Origin of the sequence: Agrobacterium sp. ICMP 6402 (genome assembly GCF_009498615.1) — a bacterium.
GTDB lineage: Bacteria > Pseudomonadota > Alphaproteobacteria > Rhizobiales > Rhizobiaceae > Agrobacterium > Agrobacterium burrii.
In genome coordinates, this window is record NZ_QSNV01000002.1 from 295,783 (window position 1) to 314,096 (window position 18,314).

At 57.7% G+C, this 18,314-nt stretch carries 16 protein-coding genes and 2 tRNA genes; 15 read left to right on the forward strand and 3 right to left on the reverse strand.

Annotated features, from left to right (window positions below):
- The first annotated feature begins 13 nt into the window (after positions 1–13).
- From tilS to DXT96_RS09575, 7 genes are all read left to right on the forward strand, one after another.
- Positions 14–1,351 carry a tRNA lysidine(34) synthetase TilS gene (gene tilS / locus DXT96_RS09545; RefSeq protein WP_153514435.1) on the forward strand — a complete coding sequence of 446 codons (1,338 nt, stop codon included), beginning with the start codon at positions 14–16 and terminating at the stop codon, positions 1,349–1,351.
- 154 nt (positions 1,352–1,505) lie between these two features.
- Positions 1,506–3,470 carry an ATP-dependent zinc metalloprotease FtsH gene (gene ftsH, locus DXT96_RS09550; RefSeq protein ID WP_149899490.1) on the forward strand — a complete coding sequence of 655 codons (1,965 nt, stop codon included), beginning with the start codon at positions 1,506–1,508 and terminating at the stop codon, positions 3,468–3,470.
- A gap of 189 nt (positions 3,471–3,659) precedes the next feature.
- On the forward strand, positions 3,660–5,012 hold the full coding sequence (glmM, locus tag DXT96_RS09555) for a phosphoglucosamine mutase (protein ID WP_149899489.1): 1,353 nt from the start codon (positions 3,660–3,662) through the stop codon (positions 5,010–5,012).
- 184 nt (positions 5,013–5,196) lie between these two features.
- The gene (locus DXT96_RS09560) at positions 5,197–6,042 is read left to right on the forward strand and encodes an outer membrane protein (RefSeq protein ID WP_149899488.1); all 846 of its coding nucleotides are present in this window, start codon (positions 5,197–5,199) and stop codon (positions 6,040–6,042) included.
- 212 nt (positions 6,043–6,254) lie between these two features.
- Entirely contained in the window at positions 6,255–7,433 is a 1,179-nt protein-coding gene (locus DXT96_RS09565; protein WP_153514436.1) for a phosphoserine transaminase, read from the forward strand.
- Positions 7,434–7,518: 85 nt separating this feature from the next.
- Positions 7,519–9,114: a phosphoglycerate dehydrogenase gene (gene serA, locus DXT96_RS09570; RefSeq protein WP_153514437.1), complete on the forward strand. Its 1,596-nt coding sequence runs from the start codon at positions 7,519–7,521 to the stop codon at positions 9,112–9,114.
- Between the two features lie 228 nt (positions 9,115–9,342).
- Positions 9,343–10,422 carry a Tim44 domain-containing protein gene (locus DXT96_RS09575; protein ID WP_153514438.1) on the forward strand — a complete coding sequence of 360 codons (1,080 nt, stop codon included), beginning with the start codon at positions 9,343–9,345 and terminating at the stop codon, positions 10,420–10,422.
- A 42-nt stretch (positions 10,423–10,464) separates the two neighbouring features.
- On the opposite strand, the gene DXT96_RS09580 is transcribed toward DXT96_RS09575, so the two are convergent.
- Positions 10,465–10,722 (reverse strand): hypothetical protein, encoded by a 258-nt coding sequence (locus DXT96_RS09580; RefSeq protein WP_153514439.1) that lies wholly within the window; start codon positions 10,720–10,722, stop codon positions 10,465–10,467.
- Positions 10,723–10,913: 191 nt separating this feature from the next.
- On the opposite strand from DXT96_RS09580, the gene DXT96_RS09585 reads away from it, so the two are divergent.
- The 4 genes from DXT96_RS09585 (at position 10,914) to DXT96_RS09600 (ending at position 14,681) form a co-directional block, all read left to right on the forward strand.
- Positions 10,914–12,104, forward strand: a complete 1,191-nt coding sequence (locus tag DXT96_RS09585) for an OpgC family protein (RefSeq protein WP_153514440.1) — start codon at positions 10,914–10,916, stop codon at positions 12,102–12,104.
- Between the two features lie 212 nt (positions 12,105–12,316).
- Positions 12,317–13,513, forward strand: a complete 1,197-nt coding sequence (gene mnmA / locus DXT96_RS09590; RefSeq protein ID WP_174373844.1) for a tRNA 2-thiouridine(34) synthase MnmA — start codon at positions 12,317–12,319, stop codon at positions 13,511–13,513.
- Between the two features lie 136 nt (positions 13,514–13,649).
- Positions 13,650–13,726: transfer RNA gene (locus DXT96_RS09595), tRNA-Met, on the forward strand.
- A 124-nt stretch (positions 13,727–13,850) separates the two neighbouring features.
- Positions 13,851–14,681, forward strand: coding sequence for a hypothetical protein (locus tag DXT96_RS09600; protein WP_153514442.1), 831 nt, complete (start codon positions 13,851–13,853; stop codon positions 14,679–14,681).
- Positions 14,682–14,837: 156 nt separating this feature from the next.
- On the opposite strand, the gene DXT96_RS09605 is transcribed toward DXT96_RS09600, so the two are convergent.
- Positions 14,838–15,134: a hypothetical protein gene (locus DXT96_RS09605; protein ID WP_153514443.1), complete on the reverse strand. Its 297-nt coding sequence runs from the start codon at positions 15,132–15,134 to the stop codon at positions 14,838–14,840.
- A 307-nt stretch (positions 15,135–15,441) separates the two neighbouring features.
- Positions 15,442–15,516 (reverse strand) — tRNA-Gly (locus DXT96_RS09610).
- A 256-nt stretch (positions 15,517–15,772) separates the two neighbouring features.
- Between DXT96_RS09610 and DXT96_RS09615 the strand changes: the two genes are divergently transcribed.
- From DXT96_RS09615 to DXT96_RS09630, 4 genes are all read left to right on the forward strand, one after another.
- Positions 15,773–16,282 carry a prolyl-tRNA synthetase associated domain-containing protein gene (locus DXT96_RS09615; RefSeq protein ID WP_153514444.1) on the forward strand — a complete coding sequence of 170 codons (510 nt, stop codon included), beginning with the start codon at positions 15,773–15,775 and terminating at the stop codon, positions 16,280–16,282.
- Between the two features lie 53 nt (positions 16,283–16,335).
- The gene (gene trxA / locus DXT96_RS09620) at positions 16,336–17,304 is read left to right on the forward strand and encodes a thioredoxin (RefSeq protein WP_153514445.1); all 969 of its coding nucleotides are present in this window, start codon (positions 16,336–16,338) and stop codon (positions 17,302–17,304) included.
- Between the two features lie 68 nt (positions 17,305–17,372).
- Positions 17,373–18,044, forward strand: coding sequence for an LON peptidase substrate-binding domain-containing protein (locus tag DXT96_RS09625; protein WP_153514446.1), 672 nt, complete (start codon positions 17,373–17,375; stop codon positions 18,042–18,044).
- 9 nt (positions 18,045–18,053) lie between these two features.
- On the forward strand, positions 18,054–18,242 hold the full coding sequence (locus tag DXT96_RS09630) for a Trm112 family protein (RefSeq protein WP_006310303.1): 189 nt from the start codon (positions 18,054–18,056) through the stop codon (positions 18,240–18,242).
- The last annotated feature ends 72 nt before the right edge of the window (positions 18,243–18,314 follow it).

Consider the following 18,314-nt stretch of genomic DNA (forward strand, 5'->3'; position numbering starts at 1 on the left):
TGGCGGTCTTTCCATGCCGATTGATGCCCGCATTCTGAGCGAAAAGGCAGTTCCGCCGCTTGCGGCGGCAAGGTTGTTCGTCGAAAATCTGCGCAAACCCGCCCATATCCTCGTCGCAATCTCTGGCGGCAGCGATTCCACCGGCCTGTTGCTGGCATTGCATGAAGCAACAATGGAGGTGGGTCGTGAGGGATTGCGACTTTCCGCCGTCACGGTCGACCATGCGTTGAGAGCGGAGTCCGCCGACGAAGCCCGCAAGGTTGCCGCGCTTTGCGCCGAGCTGGGCATCCCTCATGCCACACGCCGATGGGATGGCAACAAGCCGGCCTCCGGTATCTCCGAAGCATCCCGCCTTGCCCGCTATCGCCTGATTGCCGAGGTCGCCCAGGAGGGCGGCGTCGATCTCGTCGTGACGGGGCATACGATTGGCGACCAGCGGGAAACCGTGGCGATGCGAGCCGCCCGAAGCGGCGGTGCAGACAATCTCGGCCTTTCGGGCATGGCAGATGCTGTTTTATACGATGGGTGTCACTGGATCATGCGGCCATTTCTCTCGTGTGAGAGACAGGCGATCCGCGATTTCGTATCATCCCGCTCGCGGGGCTGGTTTGATGATCCGAGCAACGAGAATACAAAATATGAGCGCGTGCGCGTTCGGCAAGCGCTTCCTGATTCTCAGGTGCCGCCTGATGTGGAGGCCGCCGCCAAAAGGCAGGCGCTTTCTGAAAAAAGCGCCGATTTCCTGCGTGGGCACGCGCAAGTCTTTCGTGCCGCGGTCGCCAGATTGCCGATGGACAACAAACTGGCCGATCATCCTGAATTCCGGCACGGGCTGGCGGCGCTCATCGCCACGCTTGGCGGGAGGGCCTATTTTCCGGCCGGGAGCAGCATGGGGCGGGTTCTACAATTTCTCAAAACCGGTGAAAACGGTCGGATGACGGTCGGCCGCGTCCTGCTCGATCGTCGGCGGGATGGGCTTTATATTTTCCGCGAGCAGCGAAACTTGCCGGAGCTTTGTCTCGAGGTTTCCGAGCAGGGGCTGTGGGATGATCGTTTTTTTGTGAAGAACGGATCTACATTTCCAATCTGCGTTGCGGCAGGCAGAGTGGGTGATGCTGCGGAAGCGGCCACCCCTTTTTCCTCGGTGCCGCCCGGGGTGGCAAAATCGGCGATGGCGGGCCTGCCGCAAATCGCCGCAGCCGTTGCCGGGGCGACCTCCCTTGCGGGGGGCGTCGAGATTACGCCAAGGCTTGCACCGTTTGATCTTTTCCTGCCGCGTTTCGACCTTGAGTTGGCGAATGCAATCGCTGTTTTATTCGGTCGCGCCGCATATCCACAGCCCCCGGTTTAAATCCCGCCTCTTTTTCGTGAATTGCCATGGAATACTTTTTACACCAAAACGCATCAGATAACGCCGTTCGCCTTGGCAACGGCAAATGTCGTCCTTATGTTAGGGGCACATAATAGCGGGCAGCAGACATGTCCGTGTGAGTTCGGGGAGTTCGATGAACCCAAATTTCAGAAATTTCGCCTTGTGGGCCGTGATCGCCCTCCTGCTGATCGCGTTGTTCAGCATGTTCCAGACGTCGCCGACGCAAACGGGTTCGCGGGAAATTCCGTATTCCCAGTTTATTCGCGATGTGGATTCCGGGCGAGTTCGCGACGTGACCGTCACCGGTAACCGGGTTCTTGGAACCTATACCGAAAACGGCACGGCCTTTCAGACCTATTCCCCCGTGATCGATGACAGTCTGATGGAGCGCTTGCAGAGCAAGAACGTCACCATTGTGGCTCGTCCCGAAAGCGACGGTTCCTCCGGCTTCCTGAGCTATCTCGGCACGCTTTTGCCGATGTTCCTCATTCTCGGCGTCTGGCTGTTCTTCATGCGGCAGATGCAGGGCGGCTCGCGTGGGGCTATGGGCTTTGGCAAGTCCAAGGCCAAGCTCCTGACAGAAGCCCATGGCCGCGTAACGTTTGACGATGTCGCCGGTGTGGACGAAGCCAAGCAGGACCTTGAGGAAATCGTCGAATTCCTGCGCGATCCGCAGAAGTTCCAGCGCCTCGGCGGTAAGATTCCGCGAGGCGTGCTGCTTGTCGGTCCGCCCGGTACGGGTAAGACGCTTCTGGCGCGTTCGGTTGCCGGTGAGGCCAATGTGCCGTTCTTCACGATTTCCGGTTCGGACTTCGTGGAAATGTTCGTCGGCGTCGGCGCAAGCCGCGTCCGTGACATGTTCGAACAGGCCAAGAAGAACGCACCCTGCATCATCTTCATCGACGAAATCGACGCTGTCGGCCGCCATCGTGGCGCCGGTCTCGGCGGCGGTAACGATGAACGCGAACAGACGCTGAACCAGCTGCTGGTCGAGATGGACGGTTTTGAGGCGAATGAAGGCATCATCCTCATCGCCGCCACCAACCGTCCTGATGTTCTTGACCCCGCACTTCTGCGTCCCGGCCGTTTCGACCGTCAGGTCGTTGTGCCGAACCCGGATATTGTCGGCCGCGAACGCATCCTCAAGGTGCATGTCCGCAACGTGCCGCTGGCTCCGAATGTCGATCTCAAAGTTCTGGCCCGTGGTACGCCAGGTTTCTCAGGCGCTGACCTGATGAACCTCGTCAACGAAGCCGCCCTCATGGCCGCCCGCCGCAACAAGCGTGTGGTTACCATGCAGGAGTTCGAAGACGCCAAGGACAAGATCATGATGGGTGCGGAACGCCGCTCCTCCGCCATGACCGAGGCCGAAAAGAAGCTGACCGCCTATCATGAGGCAGGCCATGCGATTACTGCGCTGAAGGTTGCCGTGGCCGATCCGTTGCACAAGGCAACGATCATCCCCCGTGGTCGTGCGCTCGGCATGGTCATGCAGTTGCCGGAAGGCGACCGCTATTCCATGAGCTACAAGTGGATGGTGTCGCGCCTCGTCATCATGATGGGTGGCCGTGTTGCCGAGGAACTGACCTTCGGCAAGGAAAACATCACGTCGGGCGCGTCTTCGGATATCGAGCAGGCCACCAAGCTTGCCCGCGCCATGGTGACGCAATGGGGCTTCTCGGATGCTCTCGGGCAGGTGGCCTATGGTGAAAACCAGCAGGAAGTGTTCCTCGGCCATTCCGTTTCGCAGTCGAAGAACGTCTCCGAGGCGACGGCCCAGACGATCGACACCGAAGTTCGCCGTCTGATCGAAGAGGCTTACACCGAGGCAAGGCGCATTCTTACGGACAATCACGACGGCTTCGTTGCGATTGCCGAGGGTCTTCTCGAATATGAGACCCTGACGGGTGAGGAGATCAAGGCATTGCTGAGGGGCGAAAAGCCCGCCCGGGATCTGGGTGACGATTCTCCTGGCAGCCGTGGTTCGGCGGTGCCGAAAGCCGGCGCCAAGAAAGACGGTCCCAGTGAAGTGAAGGGTGATGGCGAAGCCAAGGGCGACGGCGAGGCCGAAGGCGGCATGGAGCCGCAGCCACATTGATCGCTTGTGCAAGTTGACCTGTTGTAAAAGGCCATCCGGTTTTCCGGGTGGCCTTTTCAGTTTGGTAACAAGATATAAGCCATTTTTGCGGTAATTTACGTGCTGTTTATCGTGGTTTGTGGCATCTAGCCAAAAACGCTTCCGGTTGTTTTCAGCATTGCCGGAATGCTCGAAAGATTTGGAGTTCAAATGGCACGCCGTTATTTCGGAACCGATGGTATCCGCGGACAATCGAACGTCTTCCCCATGACACCGGATCTGGCGATGCGTGTGGGCATTGCGGTCGGCACGATCTTCCGCCGTGGCCATCATCGCCATCGCGTCGTCATCGGCAAGGATACGCGCCTTTCGGGCTATATGCTGGAAAACGCGCTGGTTGCCGGTTTCACCGCAGCCGGCCTCGATGTTTTCCTGCTCGGACCTATTCCGACGCCCGCCGTCGCCATGCTCACCCGGTCGCTGCGCGCCGATATCGGCGTGATGATCTCGGCGTCGCATAATCCCTTCTCTGACAATGGCATCAAGCTGTTCGGACCGGACGGATACAAGCTTTCCGACGAGCTGGAGCTGGAGATCGAAGATCTTCTCGACAAGGATATTTACGCGCAGCTGGCAAAGCCCAGCGAGATCGGCCGCGCCAAGCGCGTGGATGGCGACATCTACCGCTATATCGAATTCGTGAAACGCACTTTGCCGCGCGATGTGACGCTGAGCGGCCTGCGGATCGCCATCGACTGTGCCAATGGCGCGGCTTACAAGGTGGCTCCCGCAGCCCTCTGGGAATTGGGTGCCGAAGTCGTCACCATCGGCAACGAGCCGAACGGCGTCAATATCAATCTCGAATGCGGCTCCACCCACCCGGAAGCCCTGCAGAAAAAGGTGCATGAAGTGCGCGCCGATATCGGCATTGCGCTCGATGGCGATGCCGACCGCGTCATCATTGTTGACGAACGCGGTGAGATCGTTGATGGCGACCAGCTCATGGCGACGATCGCTGACAGCTGGGCGGCCGACAACATGCTGCGCGGCGGCGGCATTGTCGCCACCGTGATGTCCAATCTCGGCCTGGAACGTTTTCTTGGCGATCAAGGCCTCACCCTTGCCCGCACGAAGGTCGGTGACCGTTATGTCGTCGAACATATGCGCAACCACAATTTCAACGTCGGAGGTGAGCAGTCCGGCCATATCGTATTGTCGGATTATGGCACGACCGGTGATGGTCTCGTCGCGGCATTGCAGGTTCTCGCCAAGGTCAAGCGTTCGGGCCGTACGGTCAGTGAGGTTTGCCGCAAGTTCGAGCCGGTGCCGCAGCTTTTGAAGAATGTGCGTATTTCCGGTGGCAAGCCGCTGGAAAACCCGATCGTGCTGCAGGCAATTGCGGATGCGGAAAGTGCGCTGGCCGATAATGGCCGCCTCGTCATCCGGCCCTCCGGCACCGAGCCGCTGATCCGCGTCATGGCGGAGGGCGACGACAGCGCTAAGGTGGAGAAGATCGTCAATGATCTGGTCGGCGTTATCTCCAGCGCCCGCTCGGCCGCGTGAGTTATCGCGACAGTAACGCAAGACAAAAGCCGGCCTTCCAGCCGGCTTTTTCTTTGAGTGTTTGCTAATAAATATAGTGAATGATCGTGGTTAATCGGGACTTAACCATTTTACGCCACTCTCCAGAACTGAACAGTTCACTGGCAGCTGCCGCAACGCACGTGCCTCTTCTGGAGTGGAAGTCATGAAAAACGCCCTGGCCGGATTTCTGGCCGTTCTGCTGACTGGCACAAGCGCCGTCGGCGCCGACCTATATCAAGCCGAACCAGCACCCGCCTATGTCGATGCCCCTGAAGTCGCGATCACCCAGTCGAGCGGCTGGTATCTGCGCGGCGACGTCGGCTATTCCTTCAACAAACTGCGCGGCGCCAATTATTATCAGGGCGGACCGGGCGGCTATCTGCAGGATTTTGATACGGCTGATATCAAGGACAGTTATGTCATTGGCGCCGGTGTCGGTTATCAGTTCAACAACTATTTCCGCAGCGACGTGACCTTCGACTATATGGGAAAATCGGATTTCCGCGGTTCCACGAGCGGTTTCTGCGGCTCCGTTCCTGGTCGCTGTGTTTCGGCTGATCTGAGCTCGCTGAGAGCCTATACGCTGATGGCCAACGCCTATGTCGATCTCGGCACCTATGGCCGCGTCACCCCTTATGTCGGCGGTGGTATTGGTGGCTCCTACGTCAAGTGGGATAAGCTGCGCAACACATCGTGCAGCGTTAATGGCCTCGGCTGCGACCCAACCACCGAGCACGGCGGCAAGGGTAAGTGGCGCTTCGCTTACGCCCTGATGGCAGGTGCGTCGATCGACGTCACCTGTAACCTGAAGGCCGATATCGGCTACCGTTTCCGTCACATCAACAAGGGCGACATGTTCGGTTATGAGAACGGTGGCGGCCCCGGCCGCGACAAGGGTCTCTATTCGCATGAAGTGCGCGTCGGCGGCCGTTATGTCTTCAACGGTTGCGATACCGCACAATACATGCCGCCTGCCGATATTCCGCTGCAGCCTGCCGTTTATAAATAAACGTCACGCCAGACTGGTAGTTTCAAACCGTCCGCATCCTTCGGGTGCGGGCGGTTTTGTTTTGGCGGCAGCTGACACGGTGCGTGACGCATATGGACTAAAATTCCCATGCGCAGCGACATATTCCGCTTGACTGAGACCGACGACAGGAATAGCAACGACGGCAGGACACCTCTCCCTAACGAGAGGCGCCTATCTGAAAGGGTAGTCAAATGACAGATATAGTGAAGCCGGACCTCCGTCCGGGCAATGCGCATTTTTCTTCTGGTCCCTGCTCGAAGCGTCCCGGTTGGTCGCTAGATGCTCTCTCCGATGCACCGCTCGGTCGCTCGCATCGCGCCAAGGTTGGCAAAGCCAAGCTGAAGCAGGCCATCGATCTCACCCGTGAAATTCTGAATGTTCCCGCCGATTATCGCATCGGTATCGTTCCCGCATCCGACACCGGCGCTGTTGAAATGGCGCTCTGGTCGCTGCTCGGTGAACGCGGCGTCGATATGCTCGCCTGGGAAAGCTTCGGCGCCGGCTGGGTCACCGACGTCGTCAAGCAGCTGAAGCTGAAGGACGTTCGCAAGTTCGAGGCCGATTATGGCCTGCTGCCGAACCTTGCTGAAGTCGATTTCGACCGTGACGTGGTTTTCACCTGGAACGGCACGACATCCGGCGTTCGCGTTGCCAATGCCGATTTCATTCCTGACGACCGTAAGGGTCTGACGATCTGCGACGCCACCTCGGCGGCCTTTGCGCAGGACATGGACTTTACGAAACTCGACGTCGTCACCTTCTCCTGGCAGAAGGTTCTGGGCGGTGAGGGCGGCCATGGCGTCATCATTCTGTCGCCCCGCGCTGTCGAGCGTCTGCTGAGCTATTCGCCGGCATGGCCGCTGCCGAAAATCTTCCGCATGGTCTCCGGCGGCAAGCTGATCGAAGGCATCTTCACCGGCGAAACGATCAATACGCCCTCCATGCTCTGCGTTGAGGACTATATTGACGCGCTGCTGTGGGCGAAGAACCTCGGTGGACTGAAGGCGCTGATCGGCCGTGCCGATGCCAATGCCAAGGTCATCTACGACTTCATCGAGAAGAACGACTGGATCGCCAACCTGGCCGTCAAGCCGGAAACCCGCTCCAACACCTCCGTCTGCCTGAAGATCGTCGATCCCGAGGTACAGGCGCTGGATGCGGCCGCACAGGCCGATTTCGCCAAGGGCATCGTCGCCCTGCTCGAAAAGGAAAATGTCGCCCTGGATATCGGCGCTTACCGTGATGCACCGTCCGGTCTGCGCATCTGGGCCGGCGCCACCATCGAGACGGCGAATATGGAAGCTGTCATGCCCTGGCTCGCCTGGGCCTACCAGACGCAAAAGGCAGCACTTTCCAAGGCTGCCGCCTGATTTTGATACCGGCCCTGCGCAGATGCAGGGCCGCACATTCTCCATTCGCACATCTCAATCGTTTCCTCCAAGGAGCCCGTGAACCATGGCACCTCGCGTACTTGTATCCGACGAACTGTCGGAAACCGCCGTCCAGATTTTCCGTGATCGTGGCGTCGAAGTCGATTTCCAGCCGAAGCTCGGCAAGGACAAGGACAAGCTTGCCGAAATCATCGGCAATTACGATGGTCTCGCCATCCGTTCCGCCACCAAGGCGACCGAGAAGCTGATCGAAGCGGCGACCAACCTCAAGGTCATCGGTCGTGCGGGCATCGGTGTGGACAATGTCGATATTCCGGCCGCATCGCGCCGTGGTATCATCGTCATGAACACCCCGTTCGGCAACTCCATCACCACGGCGGAACATGCGATTGCGCTGATGTTTGCCGTCGCCCGCCAGCTTCCCGCCGCCGATAGCTCCACGCAGGCTGGCAAGTGGGAAAAGTCAAAGTTCATGGGTGTCGAAATCACCGGCAAGACGCTCGGCGTCATCGGTGCCGGCAATATCGGCGGCATCGTCTGCGCGCGTGCACTGGGCTTGAAGATGCATGTTCTGGCCTATGACCCCTTCCTGTCGCCGGAGCGCGCCCAGGAGATGGGTGTGACCAAGGTCGAGCTGGACGAGCTTCTGGCCCAGGCTGATTTCATTACCCTGCATGTGCCTATGACCGACAAGACGCGCGGCATCCTCAATGCTGAAAACCTTGCCAAGACCAAGAAGGGCGTGCGTATCGTCAACTGCGCCCGTGGCGGTCTGGTGGATGAAGCGGCCCTTGCCGAAGCCATCAAGTCCGGCCATGTCGCCGGTGCCGGTTTCGACGTGTTTGAAGTCGAACCAGCCACCGAAAGCCCGCTTTTCGGCCTGCCAAACGTCGTCTGCACGCCGCATCTCGGTGCGTCGACCACGGAAGCACAGGAAAATGTCGCGCTTCAGGTTGCCGAGCAGATGTCGGATTACCTCGTCAAGGGTGCAGTCTCCAACGCCATCAATATGCCGTCGATCACGGCTGAAGAAGCACCGCGCCTGAAGCCTTTCATCCGTCTGGCGGATGTTCTCGGTTCCTTCGTCGGTCAGGTGCAGGAAAGCGCCACCAAGGAAATCGAAATCCTTTATGATGGCGCAACCGCCAACATGAACACTAAGGCCCTGACCAGCGCGTTGCTGGCCGGCCTCATCCGCAGCCAGGTTTCCGACGTTAACATGGTTTCCGCTCCGGTCATGATCAAGGAAAAGGGCATCATCCTTTCCGAGGTCAAGCGCGACAAGACCGGCGTCTACGACGGCTACATCAAGCTGACGGTGAAGACGGAAAACCAGATCCGCTCGGTGGCCGGCACGGTGTTTTCGGATGGCAAGCCGCGCTTCATCCAGATCAAGAACATCAACATGGATGCCGATGTCGGATCGCACATGATCTACATCACCAACACCGACGTTCCCGGCATGATCGGCTTCATGGGCACCACGCTCGGTGAAGCTGGCGTCAACATCGCCAACTTCCAGCTCGGCCGTGAAAAGGAAGCCGGTGACGCCATCGCGCTGCTTTACGTCGATGGTCCGGTTTCCGAAACCGTGCTGGACAAGCTGCGCGCCAACCCGGCGATCCGCCAGGTCAAGCCGCTGACTTTCAACGTCGACTGATACACTTATCGTTCCTCCCAAGGGGACAATAAGGCCCGGTGCAGGGGAGACCCTGTGCCGGGTTTTTCGGTTTTCCAGCCACTGGTTTTACGGCAATACGCGGCTGTCTCGCGTTTTGGTTGCATATCACGAAAAATTTAAGCCGAGTGGTCTAAAAATGATGATCATGAGTTGCTATATCGGCTGTTGACATGCCGCTCATGGGAGGGCGGCCAACAGGAGAGAGTGATGTTTGCTGCCTTTCGGCGCTTCAAGGGTTTGTTCGCAGTCGCCGCACTTGGTATCGCGGTGTCTTTCGTGGCGGTTGATATGGCAGAGGCACGCCGTGCCGGTGGTGGCTTTGGCAGCCGTGGTACGCGGACATACTCCGCACCGCCTTCGACCAGCACTGCGCCGGGCCAGACAGCGCCGATCAACCGCAGCATGACGCCCAATACCAACCAGGCAACGCCGGGTGCCGCACAGCCGGCCCGTCCGGGCGCGCAGGCGGCCCCGCAGCAGAGCCGTGGCCTTTTCGGCGGCATGATGGGTGGTTTGATGGGCGGCCTGTTGATGGGCGGCCTGTTCGGCATGCTGATGGGCGGCGGTTTTGGCGGCATGGCCGGTTTCTTCGGCATGTTGTTGCAGGGGCTGCTTATCGGCGGTCTCATCATGCTCGTCATGCGTTTCTTCGCATCGCGCCGTCAGGGCCAGCCCGCTTATGGTGCAGCCGGCGGCTCGCAGCGCACGGATCACTCGGGCTCTTCCTTTAATGGTGGCTCACAGGCGGGTCCTTCCGCGTCCTCGTTCAAAATCCCGAAGATCGGCGCGCTTGCCGGTGCTGCGGGCGGCGCGGCTGCGGCTACTGCCGCAACGGCAAAGCCTGTGGCGCATGAGAATGCCGTTTCCGAAGGCGACGAAATCGGCATCACGCCGACCGACCTCGAGACCTTTCAGAAGATGCTGCAGGACGTTCAGTCCGCTTATGGCGCTGAGGATTACGGTGCGCTGCGCAAGCTGACGACGCCGGAAGCTATGTCCTACCTTGCCGAGGAACTGAGCGATAACGCCACGAGCGGTTTGAAGAACGACGTCCGTGACGTGACGCTGCTGCAAGGTGATGTTGCCGAAGCATGGCACGAAGAGGGCCAGGACTACGCGACGGTGGCCATGCGTTACTCCGCCATTGACATCATGCGCGATCGCACCTCGGGCAAGGTTATTGAGGGTGACGAGCACAAACCTTCCGAAGCGGTGGAAATGTGGACCTTCGTGCGCCGTGGCGGCAACGACAACTGGCAGGTCGCCGCTATTCAGGCCGCTGCCTGAGGCGACACGTAGTCTTTTTGTGAATGAAAAAGCCCGGAGGTTTTACAAACCTCCGGGCTTTTCTTTGTCGTGATTCGGCCCGCTGGCCTCATTACGCTGCATGGCTTTTCCAGCGATGCGCGAGCCAAGCCAACTCTCCAGAAAAATGCCTGATAAATCTAACGGGTAATATCTGTAGTGCCGATAAGTCGAGCCGTTCGCCTTCGCCCTGCCATGCAAGGCTTTGCGCTCTTTTTGCCAAGATATCTCGCTGGCGCATAGCTTGGACGCTCCACGGAATTGCCTTTTTTTATTCATCAAGCATTCAGTCCCTGCGGCCTAACCACGGGGAACACACGCCAATGTGACTTTTCGTGCCGGTTATAAACCGCTTTGGAAAGGGAACCACAGGCGCAAAGCCGCGTTGACAATCCGACCCCCGGCCAGCCTCCCGCAAGCCGGGCCAGGTGGCCGGGCAACGCAGGCCCCTGCGAGAACGGAGAGCTATCGAGATGAAACGCTTTGACCTGATCGACGGAATGCGTGGTTACTTCCTCGTCTTCATGCTGATCAACCATCTGGTGTTTGCCGGCGGTTTCTGGCTGGTGGAAATCAACCATCGCCAGTTTGCCTTCGTGGAAGACGCTCAGGGCTTTGTGTTCCTGTCAGGCCTTTTGATCGGCATGGTCTATGCCCGCAAGATGATGAAATACGGTTATGACGCCGGCAAACAGGCGATCTGGAACCGGGCTATGGAGCTTTATCGTTATGCGATGGGCCTCGTCATCGCCGTGCTGTTCTTCCGTATGGTCATCCCGCATGCGCCCTATATCTGGTACAACTGGCTCGGTATGACCTCGTTCGACGATCCGTTACGTCTGGCGGCGATTGCGGCGTTCCTGTTCCAGCCGACATTCATGGATATTTTGCCGCAATATATCGTCTACATGCTGTTTGCGCCGATCCTTATCAAGCTCTGCCTCGACGGCAAATGGGCCTATGTTCTGGCCGGCTCCATGCTGGTGTGGATGGCCGGTCAGCTCGGGCTCCAGCAGATTGTCACTGCGCCGCTGAACGAACTCGTCAAGGGTGCTGACGAACAGGGTATCCGCGTCAGCTTCAATCTGCTCGGCTGGCAGTTGGTGTTTTATTCGGCGCTCGTGCTTGGCGCGATGACGGCGCAGAACCGTATCCCGTGGAAGACTATTTTCTCGCCTGAGAGAACGTGGCTTCCCAAGGCTGCACTCATCGCCTGCCTGTTCTTCATGCCGCTGCGCATCGCGACAGCCTGGGGCTTGATGCCGGAATTCATGATGGGCAAGTTTTCCACCATGGAAATCCGCGCCGATTTCGGCCCCGTCTATCTCATCAACTTTCTTGCCGTTGGCATTGGCCTGACATGGCTGGTGATCGCTGGTCCGAGGCACCATCGCCCGCTTGTGCGCTCCATTGCGGAAGGCGTCATCTGGGTGCTGTCGCTGAAGTTCCTTCAGCTGCTCGGCCGCCATTCGCTGCAGGTTTACGTCTGGCATGTGGCGATCGTCTACGGCGTCTATTATCTGGATGGCCGCACGGTGGAACTGTCGCAGTTGAACAAGACGCTGATCGCCCTGACGGCTATCGGGCTGCTGGCCCTGCCGGCCCTGTGGCGGGAGCGCGACAAGTGGACTGGCAACAGCGGCCAGAAGGCTGCCGGCGCCTAAACGCTTCGGCGCTATTCATGTCTGGTATGTCTTTACGGGGCGGTTTTCCGCCCCGTACTTGCGTGCGCGGCCTTTCTTTTCTATATGCAGCCCTTAAATCCGCAGGATGACGAGGCATGACAGTCCGGTTTTTTCCGGCTGATGCCCACGCGGCGGATGACCGACAGGCGGCGGGGCCTTTACCCCCGTTATGACTGACGATGGGAAAAAACGTGAATACGCTCGATTTTGACAAGAGGCCGGAAGATACCCGGATCGTTGTCGCCATGTCCGGTGGCGTCGATTCTTCTGTTGTGGCCGGTATCCTCAAGCGCGAGGGCTATGATGTTCTCGGCATTACGCTCCAGCTCTATGACCACGGTGCTGCCGTGCACCGCGCCGGCTCCTGTTGCGCCGGACAGGATATCGACGATGCGCGCAGGGTCTGCGAAACGCTCGGTATTCCCCACTATGTGCTGGATTATGAGGCGCGGTTCCGCGAAACCGTCATCAATCCCTTCGCCGAAGCCTATGCTATGGGTGAAACGCCGATCCCCTGCGTGGCCTGCAACCAGACGGTAAAATTTGCCGATCTGTTGGCCACCGCGCAAGAACTCGGCGCCGATGCGCTGGCAACCGGACATTATATCCGTTCACGCCCCAATCCGGTCTCTGGCCAGTCGGGACACCGCGCGCTATATCGTCCCATCGACAGTGACCGCGACCAGAGCTGGTTCCTGTTCGCGACGACGCAGGAGCAGATCGATTATCTGCGGTTTCCGCTCGGTGGCCTTTCCAAGGCTGAAACGCGGGCGTTGGCGGAAGATATGGGGCTCGTCGTCGCCAAGAAGGCCGACAGTCAGGACATCTGTTTTGTGCCGCAAGGTAAATATACCGATATCATCAACAAGCTGAAGCCGAATGCGGCTTTGGTCGGAGATATCGTCCATCTCGACGGGCGTGTGCTCGGCCGCCACGATGGCATCGTGCATTATACGATCGGCCAGCGCCGCGGCATCGGCGTCGCCACAGGAGAGCCGCTCTACGTCGTGCATCTCGATGCGCGGGGCCGTCGGGTCATTGTTGGCCCGCGTGAAGCGCTGGAAACCCGCCGTGTCTATCTGCGTGACATGAACTGGCTGGGCGATGGCGCATTGGCGGACGATGCCGGGCAGGGCTTTGCCTGTTTCGCCAAGGTGCGCTCCACCCGCCCGCCAATGGAAGCAGTGCTCCATGCCGATGAAAACGGCATCTATGTGGATCTGATGACCGGCGAGGCCGGCGTCGCCCCCGGCCAAGCCTGCGTGCTCTATTCCGCTCCGGGCGCGGATGCCCGTGTTTACGGCGGCGGTTTCATCGAACGTTCGGAACGCTCGGTGGAAGCCGAGGCCTCGCTTAAGGCGCTTTTGGAAAAGCCGGTTGCGGCCTGAAACAGTTCACTTTTTGCCGCGAGGCGGAAAGCGAATTTTTTTGCGCATCTTGCGCTTGACACTTTGGGGAGCGGCACCTTATAAGCCGCTCATCCTGATGGAGCGGCCGGTCACATGACTGTCACGTTTCCCCTGTGGCGGGGTAGCTCAGGTGGTTAGAGCAGCGGAATCATAATCCGCGTGTCGGGGGTTCAAGTCCCTCTCCCGCTACCATTTTTAGAAATTTAAAAAAGTAGATTTTGGTTTATATTCTGGACAATAAATATTGCCGGTCTGTGATAAGTGTTAATTTGTTCGTCCGATCGACTACCAGTGGTTCACTACAAGAAGATCCCATATGCGCACAGTAGTCACTGGATCAATCAACTGCTCGGAATGCGGAGACATTGTTCGTTTTGAGCGTCCGGCTCCGACATTACCAGGGCAGGACTGGGTTAGCGAAATTGAAGCATCAACAACGCTGAATGAAAAATGTAAAGCTTGCGGAGCAGTGACGACTATTGAGGTGTCTGGGCACCTGTCTTCATTCTTTGCAAAAATATTGCCGGATGGCCACAAAGTGGCGATCGCGAATGAGGTCCAATATCCCATTTACTTCGATCCTAATAACGGAGGATTGGAGGCATTTTATCACGCTCAAGCTAGCTTGGAAGAAGTCATAAAATGGCTTTCTCACAAGCCCAATCCTATGCTTCACCGTATGTATTTGATGCAAGCATTCTCAAATTTTGAGGCTTTGTTATCTGACAGCTTACATAGCTTTGTAAGCCGTGATTCGGCGGCGAGACTTGCAATGGTCGAACGTCTGGATGGTCTTAAGGACACAAAATTTTCTCTCGCCCAGATCGAAAAATCCCCAGCGATAGTTATGGAAAAGATCGAAAAATTTATAGAAACGGTATCTTTCCATAACTTTGTTTTCGTGCAGTCCATTTTTCTAACCGCATTAAAAGTTGATATCTTTCCGGACACTGACGAGGATAGGAAGTTCTTACTTAGTATGCAGCAGATTCGTCATGATTGCGTACATAGGAACGGAATCACTCAAAAGGGAAGGTCAGTAGAGGACCCACTGCCACACCTTCCAAGGCTCTTCCAAATTTTTTCCGATATGGGTAATCGTGTCCAAAGAAGGATACACGACAAATATCCGCCTCAGGTCGCCTAATTTGATTATCTACCTGACTATAGGATTACAATAGGAAGGGCGGTCGCCAAAAAAAGGGAAACCCGCCTGCTGCCAAAAGCAACCAGCGGGTCTCGACCTCTACCCCCTCCCACAAGGGCGGCTGCACAAAAGCACATCGAATGAATTATGGCAAGATCATGGCGACCATATTGTTGCCGTGGACGGTTCCGTTCGCCAATTTAGCGGCGGATGGCAGAGCGTGACCAGTTCCGTGTGCCGCTGGTAAGGCGCCTGATAGGAGACAATGTTCTCGGAGCAGCGCATTTCCGCGTGATTCGAATAGGTGTTCGCAGTCGCGCGCGGTTCGTGGTGGGTTCTGTGCCGCGGAGGCTGATCCTGACCATAAATGATCACGTCTGCGGCGAAGGAAGCGGCCGGCATCGTCACGGCGGCGAATGCTGCAATCAAAAGAGTTTTCGAAATTGCGGACATGGGTGTTCCCCCGGTGTTGATCAACGCAGGGAAACGCCCCGTGTGTGGGCGATGTTCCGGACGGGCGGATTTATTTTTTGGCGACAGTCGCCCCTAAAAAAATGCCCGCTCATGGCGGGCAATTCAGAGGGGAACTGAGGTTAGGAGCCTCGAATCTGAAACGGCCATTTCTGCCGGAGGTTCCATCCGCCCGATAATTTCACAACTGTTCTGACAAGGGAGGATGACGAACTCTTGAGCGCCGAACCGCATAACTCAGCCGGTCTTAATTCAGTATTCAGTCGTATATTCTATCTTTTGGAAAATTTGGAGCGGGCGAAGGGATTTGAACCCTCGACCCCAACCTTGGCAAGGTTGTGCTCTACCCCTGAGCTACACCCGCTCAAATCCACCGGTCCGGGGTAGTCGCTGAACCGTGGGTCACCACGTTGCGGCGACGGGCGCTATATCGCTCAATCGATTTTGGAATGCAACAGGGAAATGACAAAAACGCGAAAATTTCTTTGAAAAATGCGACAAGCGACGGAAATGATTGGCGGTTTTTCATCTCTGCGTTTTTTCCTCCGTTGCCAAGCGCCGGTTGCCCCCTTAATCAGGAATGCAGTGATATCGAAATCGGCAGAGGCGGGCGGCGGAATATGGCGGAGAATTCTCCCAGGATGGCAACGGAGCTTTTCCAGTTTCTGGATGGGCTCGGCATTTCTCATACCACGAAACAGCACGAACCGGTGTTTACTGTTGCAGAATCCCAGTCGCTGCGCGATCTCATTCCCGGCGGTCACACGAAAAACCTTTTCGTGAAGGACAAGAAGGATCAATATTTTGTTCTGACTGTCGAAGAAAATGCCGTCGTCGATCTCAAAAGCGTTCACAAGACGATAGGGGCTGCAAGCCGCGTGTCCTTTGGCAGGCCGGAAAAAATGCTCGAATATCTGGGCGTCGTGCCGGGATCGGTAACGGTATTTGGGGCGATCAACGACACTGACAGGCAGGTCACCTTCGTGCTCGACAGTGATCTTCTGGAAAACGAGCTGGTCAATGGCCATCCGCTTTCCAACGACCAGACGACGACGATCGCGTCGAAGGATCTTATCCGCTTTCTTGAGGCGACCGGACATACGCCGCTTGTCTTGAAAGTCAGCGAGTGAGATACGATCTTTGCTTCAACTGAGACAGATGACAGAAATTGCAGGAGACCGGCATGAGCGACACCAATAATCCTTACGGCGGTTCCTATGGCGGGCAGATGTCTGCGAGCGCGCATCATCACGGCGAGCTGAATGGTGCGGCCTCCGGTCACATCAAGGACACAACGACGGCTGCTTTCTCCAAGGATGTTCTTGAGGAATCGCGCCGCCAGCCGGTTCTGGTGGATTTCTGGGCGCCCTGGTGCGGTCCGTGCAAGCAGCTGACGCCGGTGCTCGAAAAGGTCATCAACGAGGCGAATGGTCGTGTGAAGCTTGTGAAGCTGAACATTGACGATCATCCGTCCATTCCGGGCCAGCTCGGCATCCAGTCCATTCCCGCCATCGTCGCTTTTGCCGATGGCCGGCCGGTGGATGGCTTTATGGGCGCGGTGCCGGAAAGCCAGATCAAGCAGTTTATTGACAAGATTGCCGGCCCGGATGCGGGTGATCCGAAAGCCGAAATCGAGGCGGCTCTGACTGAGGCGAAACAGCTTCTTGCGGATAGCGATTTTAATGGCGCAGCACAGCTGTTCGGCGCTGTCATGCAGGCCGATCCAGAAAACCCTGCGGCGATTGCCGGTATCGCTGAATGCATGATCGCTGCCGGTCAGTATGAACGGGCCAGCGAACTGCTCTCCTCCCTGCCTGCGGAGCTCAACGAAGATGCGGGCATTCAGCTCGTTTTGAAAAAGATCGCGCAATATGAGGAAGCCCGCAAGATCGGCGATCCGGTGGCGCTGGAAAGCGATCTGGCGCTCAATCCCGATCATCACGAGGCGCGGATAAAGCTCGCCAAGGTGCTGAACGCTCAAGGGCGGCGCGATGAAGCGGCAGACCATCTTCTCTATGTCATGCGCAAGGATCGGACCTTCGACGATGACGGCGCGCGCCGCCAGCTTCTGGAGTTTTTCGAGGCCTGGGGCTTCAAGGACCCGGCAACCGTCGCCGGCCGCCGGAAGCTTTCGGCAATATTGTTTTCATAATGCGGGCATATCCCGGCCGCGGCGGTTGATCCGCCGGCCGGGCAGCAGTGAACAGGGGGCTTGATCCCATGCATGTCGGAAATGCGAGATATGTGAAGAACGACGATCTGCCGGAAATCGTGCCGGTATTTCCCCTGCCGGGCGCGCTGCTGCTACCGGAAGGTCATCTTCCGCTCAATATTTTCGAGCCGCGATATCTTGCCATGATCGATATGGCGCTGGCCGGGCATCGGCTCATCGGCATGGTGCAGCCGGCCCTTCACGTCATCGAGTCAGGACTTGAGGGGGGGCCTTTGAGCGCCGTCGGATGTCTCGGCCGCATCACTTCCTTTTCTGAAACGGGGGACGGCCGTTACGTCATCTCCCTCACCGGTGTTTGCCGTTTCCGCCTGCTGGAAGAGGTGGAGGCCGGCAAGCCTTATCGCAGTTTCCACCATGCGCCCTTCATCGCCGATCTTTCCGGCGAATATAATGAGGAAGCGGTGGATCGCGAAAACCTCCTCCGGGTATTCCGCGCGTTTCTGGATGCAAACCAGCTGGAGGCAGATTGGGAAAGCGTTGAAAGGGCGGGCAATCGTGTTCTCGTCAACTCCCTTTCCATGATGTCTCCCTTCGGTCCTGCCGAAAAACAGGCGCTGCTTGAAGCGCCCGACCTGAAGACACGGGCCGAAACCTTGATTGCCATCACCGAGATCGTTCTTGCCCAGGGATCGGGCGAGGGCGGCACCGTGCTGCAATAGGATCGCCCCATGGACGACCGGATGAGCAATGTCGATCCGAAGCTCCTGGAGCTGCTGGTCTGCCCTTTGACCAAGGGACGTCTTTCTTATGACCGGACCCACAACGAGCTCATCTCCGAAAGCGCGAGGCTCGCTTACCCGATCCGCGACGGCGTGCCGATCATGCTGATTTCCGAAGCGCGTAAAATAGAAGACTAGCCTCCCCGTCTGCTGGCCTCCACGCATCCTCCTGTTGCGAATTGACGAAGATGCGTTGACAACCATGCGTGG

Bases quoted from the DNA above. Each gene is read 5' to 3' on its own strand.
- tilS (WP_153514435.1), top strand. From the start codon at position 14: ATGCCGATTGATGCCCGCATTCTGAGCGAAAAGGCAGTTCCGCCGCTT.
- ftsH (WP_149899490.1), top strand. From the start codon at position 1,506: ATGAACCCAAATTTCAGAAATTTCGCCTTGTGGGCCGTGATCGCCCTC.
- glmM (WP_149899489.1), top strand. From the start codon at position 3,660: ATGGCACGCCGTTATTTCGGAACCGATGGTATCCGCGGACAATCGAAC.
- DXT96_RS09560 (WP_149899488.1), top strand. From the start codon at position 5,197: ATGAAAAACGCCCTGGCCGGATTTCTGGCCGTTCTGCTGACTGGCACA.
- DXT96_RS09565 (WP_153514436.1), top strand. From the start codon at position 6,255: ATGACAGATATAGTGAAGCCGGACCTCCGTCCGGGCAATGCGCATTTT.
- serA (WP_153514437.1), top strand. From the start codon at position 7,519: ATGGCACCTCGCGTACTTGTATCCGACGAACTGTCGGAAACCGCCGTC.
- DXT96_RS09575 (WP_153514438.1), top strand. From the start codon at position 9,343: ATGTTTGCTGCCTTTCGGCGCTTCAAGGGTTTGTTCGCAGTCGCCGCA.
- DXT96_RS09585 (WP_153514440.1), top strand. From the start codon at position 10,914: ATGAAACGCTTTGACCTGATCGACGGAATGCGTGGTTACTTCCTCGTC.
- DXT96_RS09600 (WP_153514442.1), top strand. From the start codon at position 13,851: ATGCGCACAGTAGTCACTGGATCAATCAACTGCTCGGAATGCGGAGAC.
- DXT96_RS09605 (WP_153514443.1), bottom strand. From the start codon at position 15,134: ATGTCCGCAATTTCGAAAACTCTTTTGATTGCAGCATTCGCCGCCGTG.
- DXT96_RS09615 (WP_153514444.1), top strand. From the start codon at position 15,773: ATGGCGGAGAATTCTCCCAGGATGGCAACGGAGCTTTTCCAGTTTCTG.
- trxA (WP_153514445.1), top strand. From the start codon at position 16,336: ATGAGCGACACCAATAATCCTTACGGCGGTTCCTATGGCGGGCAGATG.
- DXT96_RS09625 (WP_153514446.1), top strand. From the start codon at position 17,373: ATGCATGTCGGAAATGCGAGATATGTGAAGAACGACGATCTGCCGGAA.
- DXT96_RS09630 (WP_006310303.1), top strand. From the start codon at position 18,054: ATGGACGACCGGATGAGCAATGTCGATCCGAAGCTCCTGGAGCTGCTG.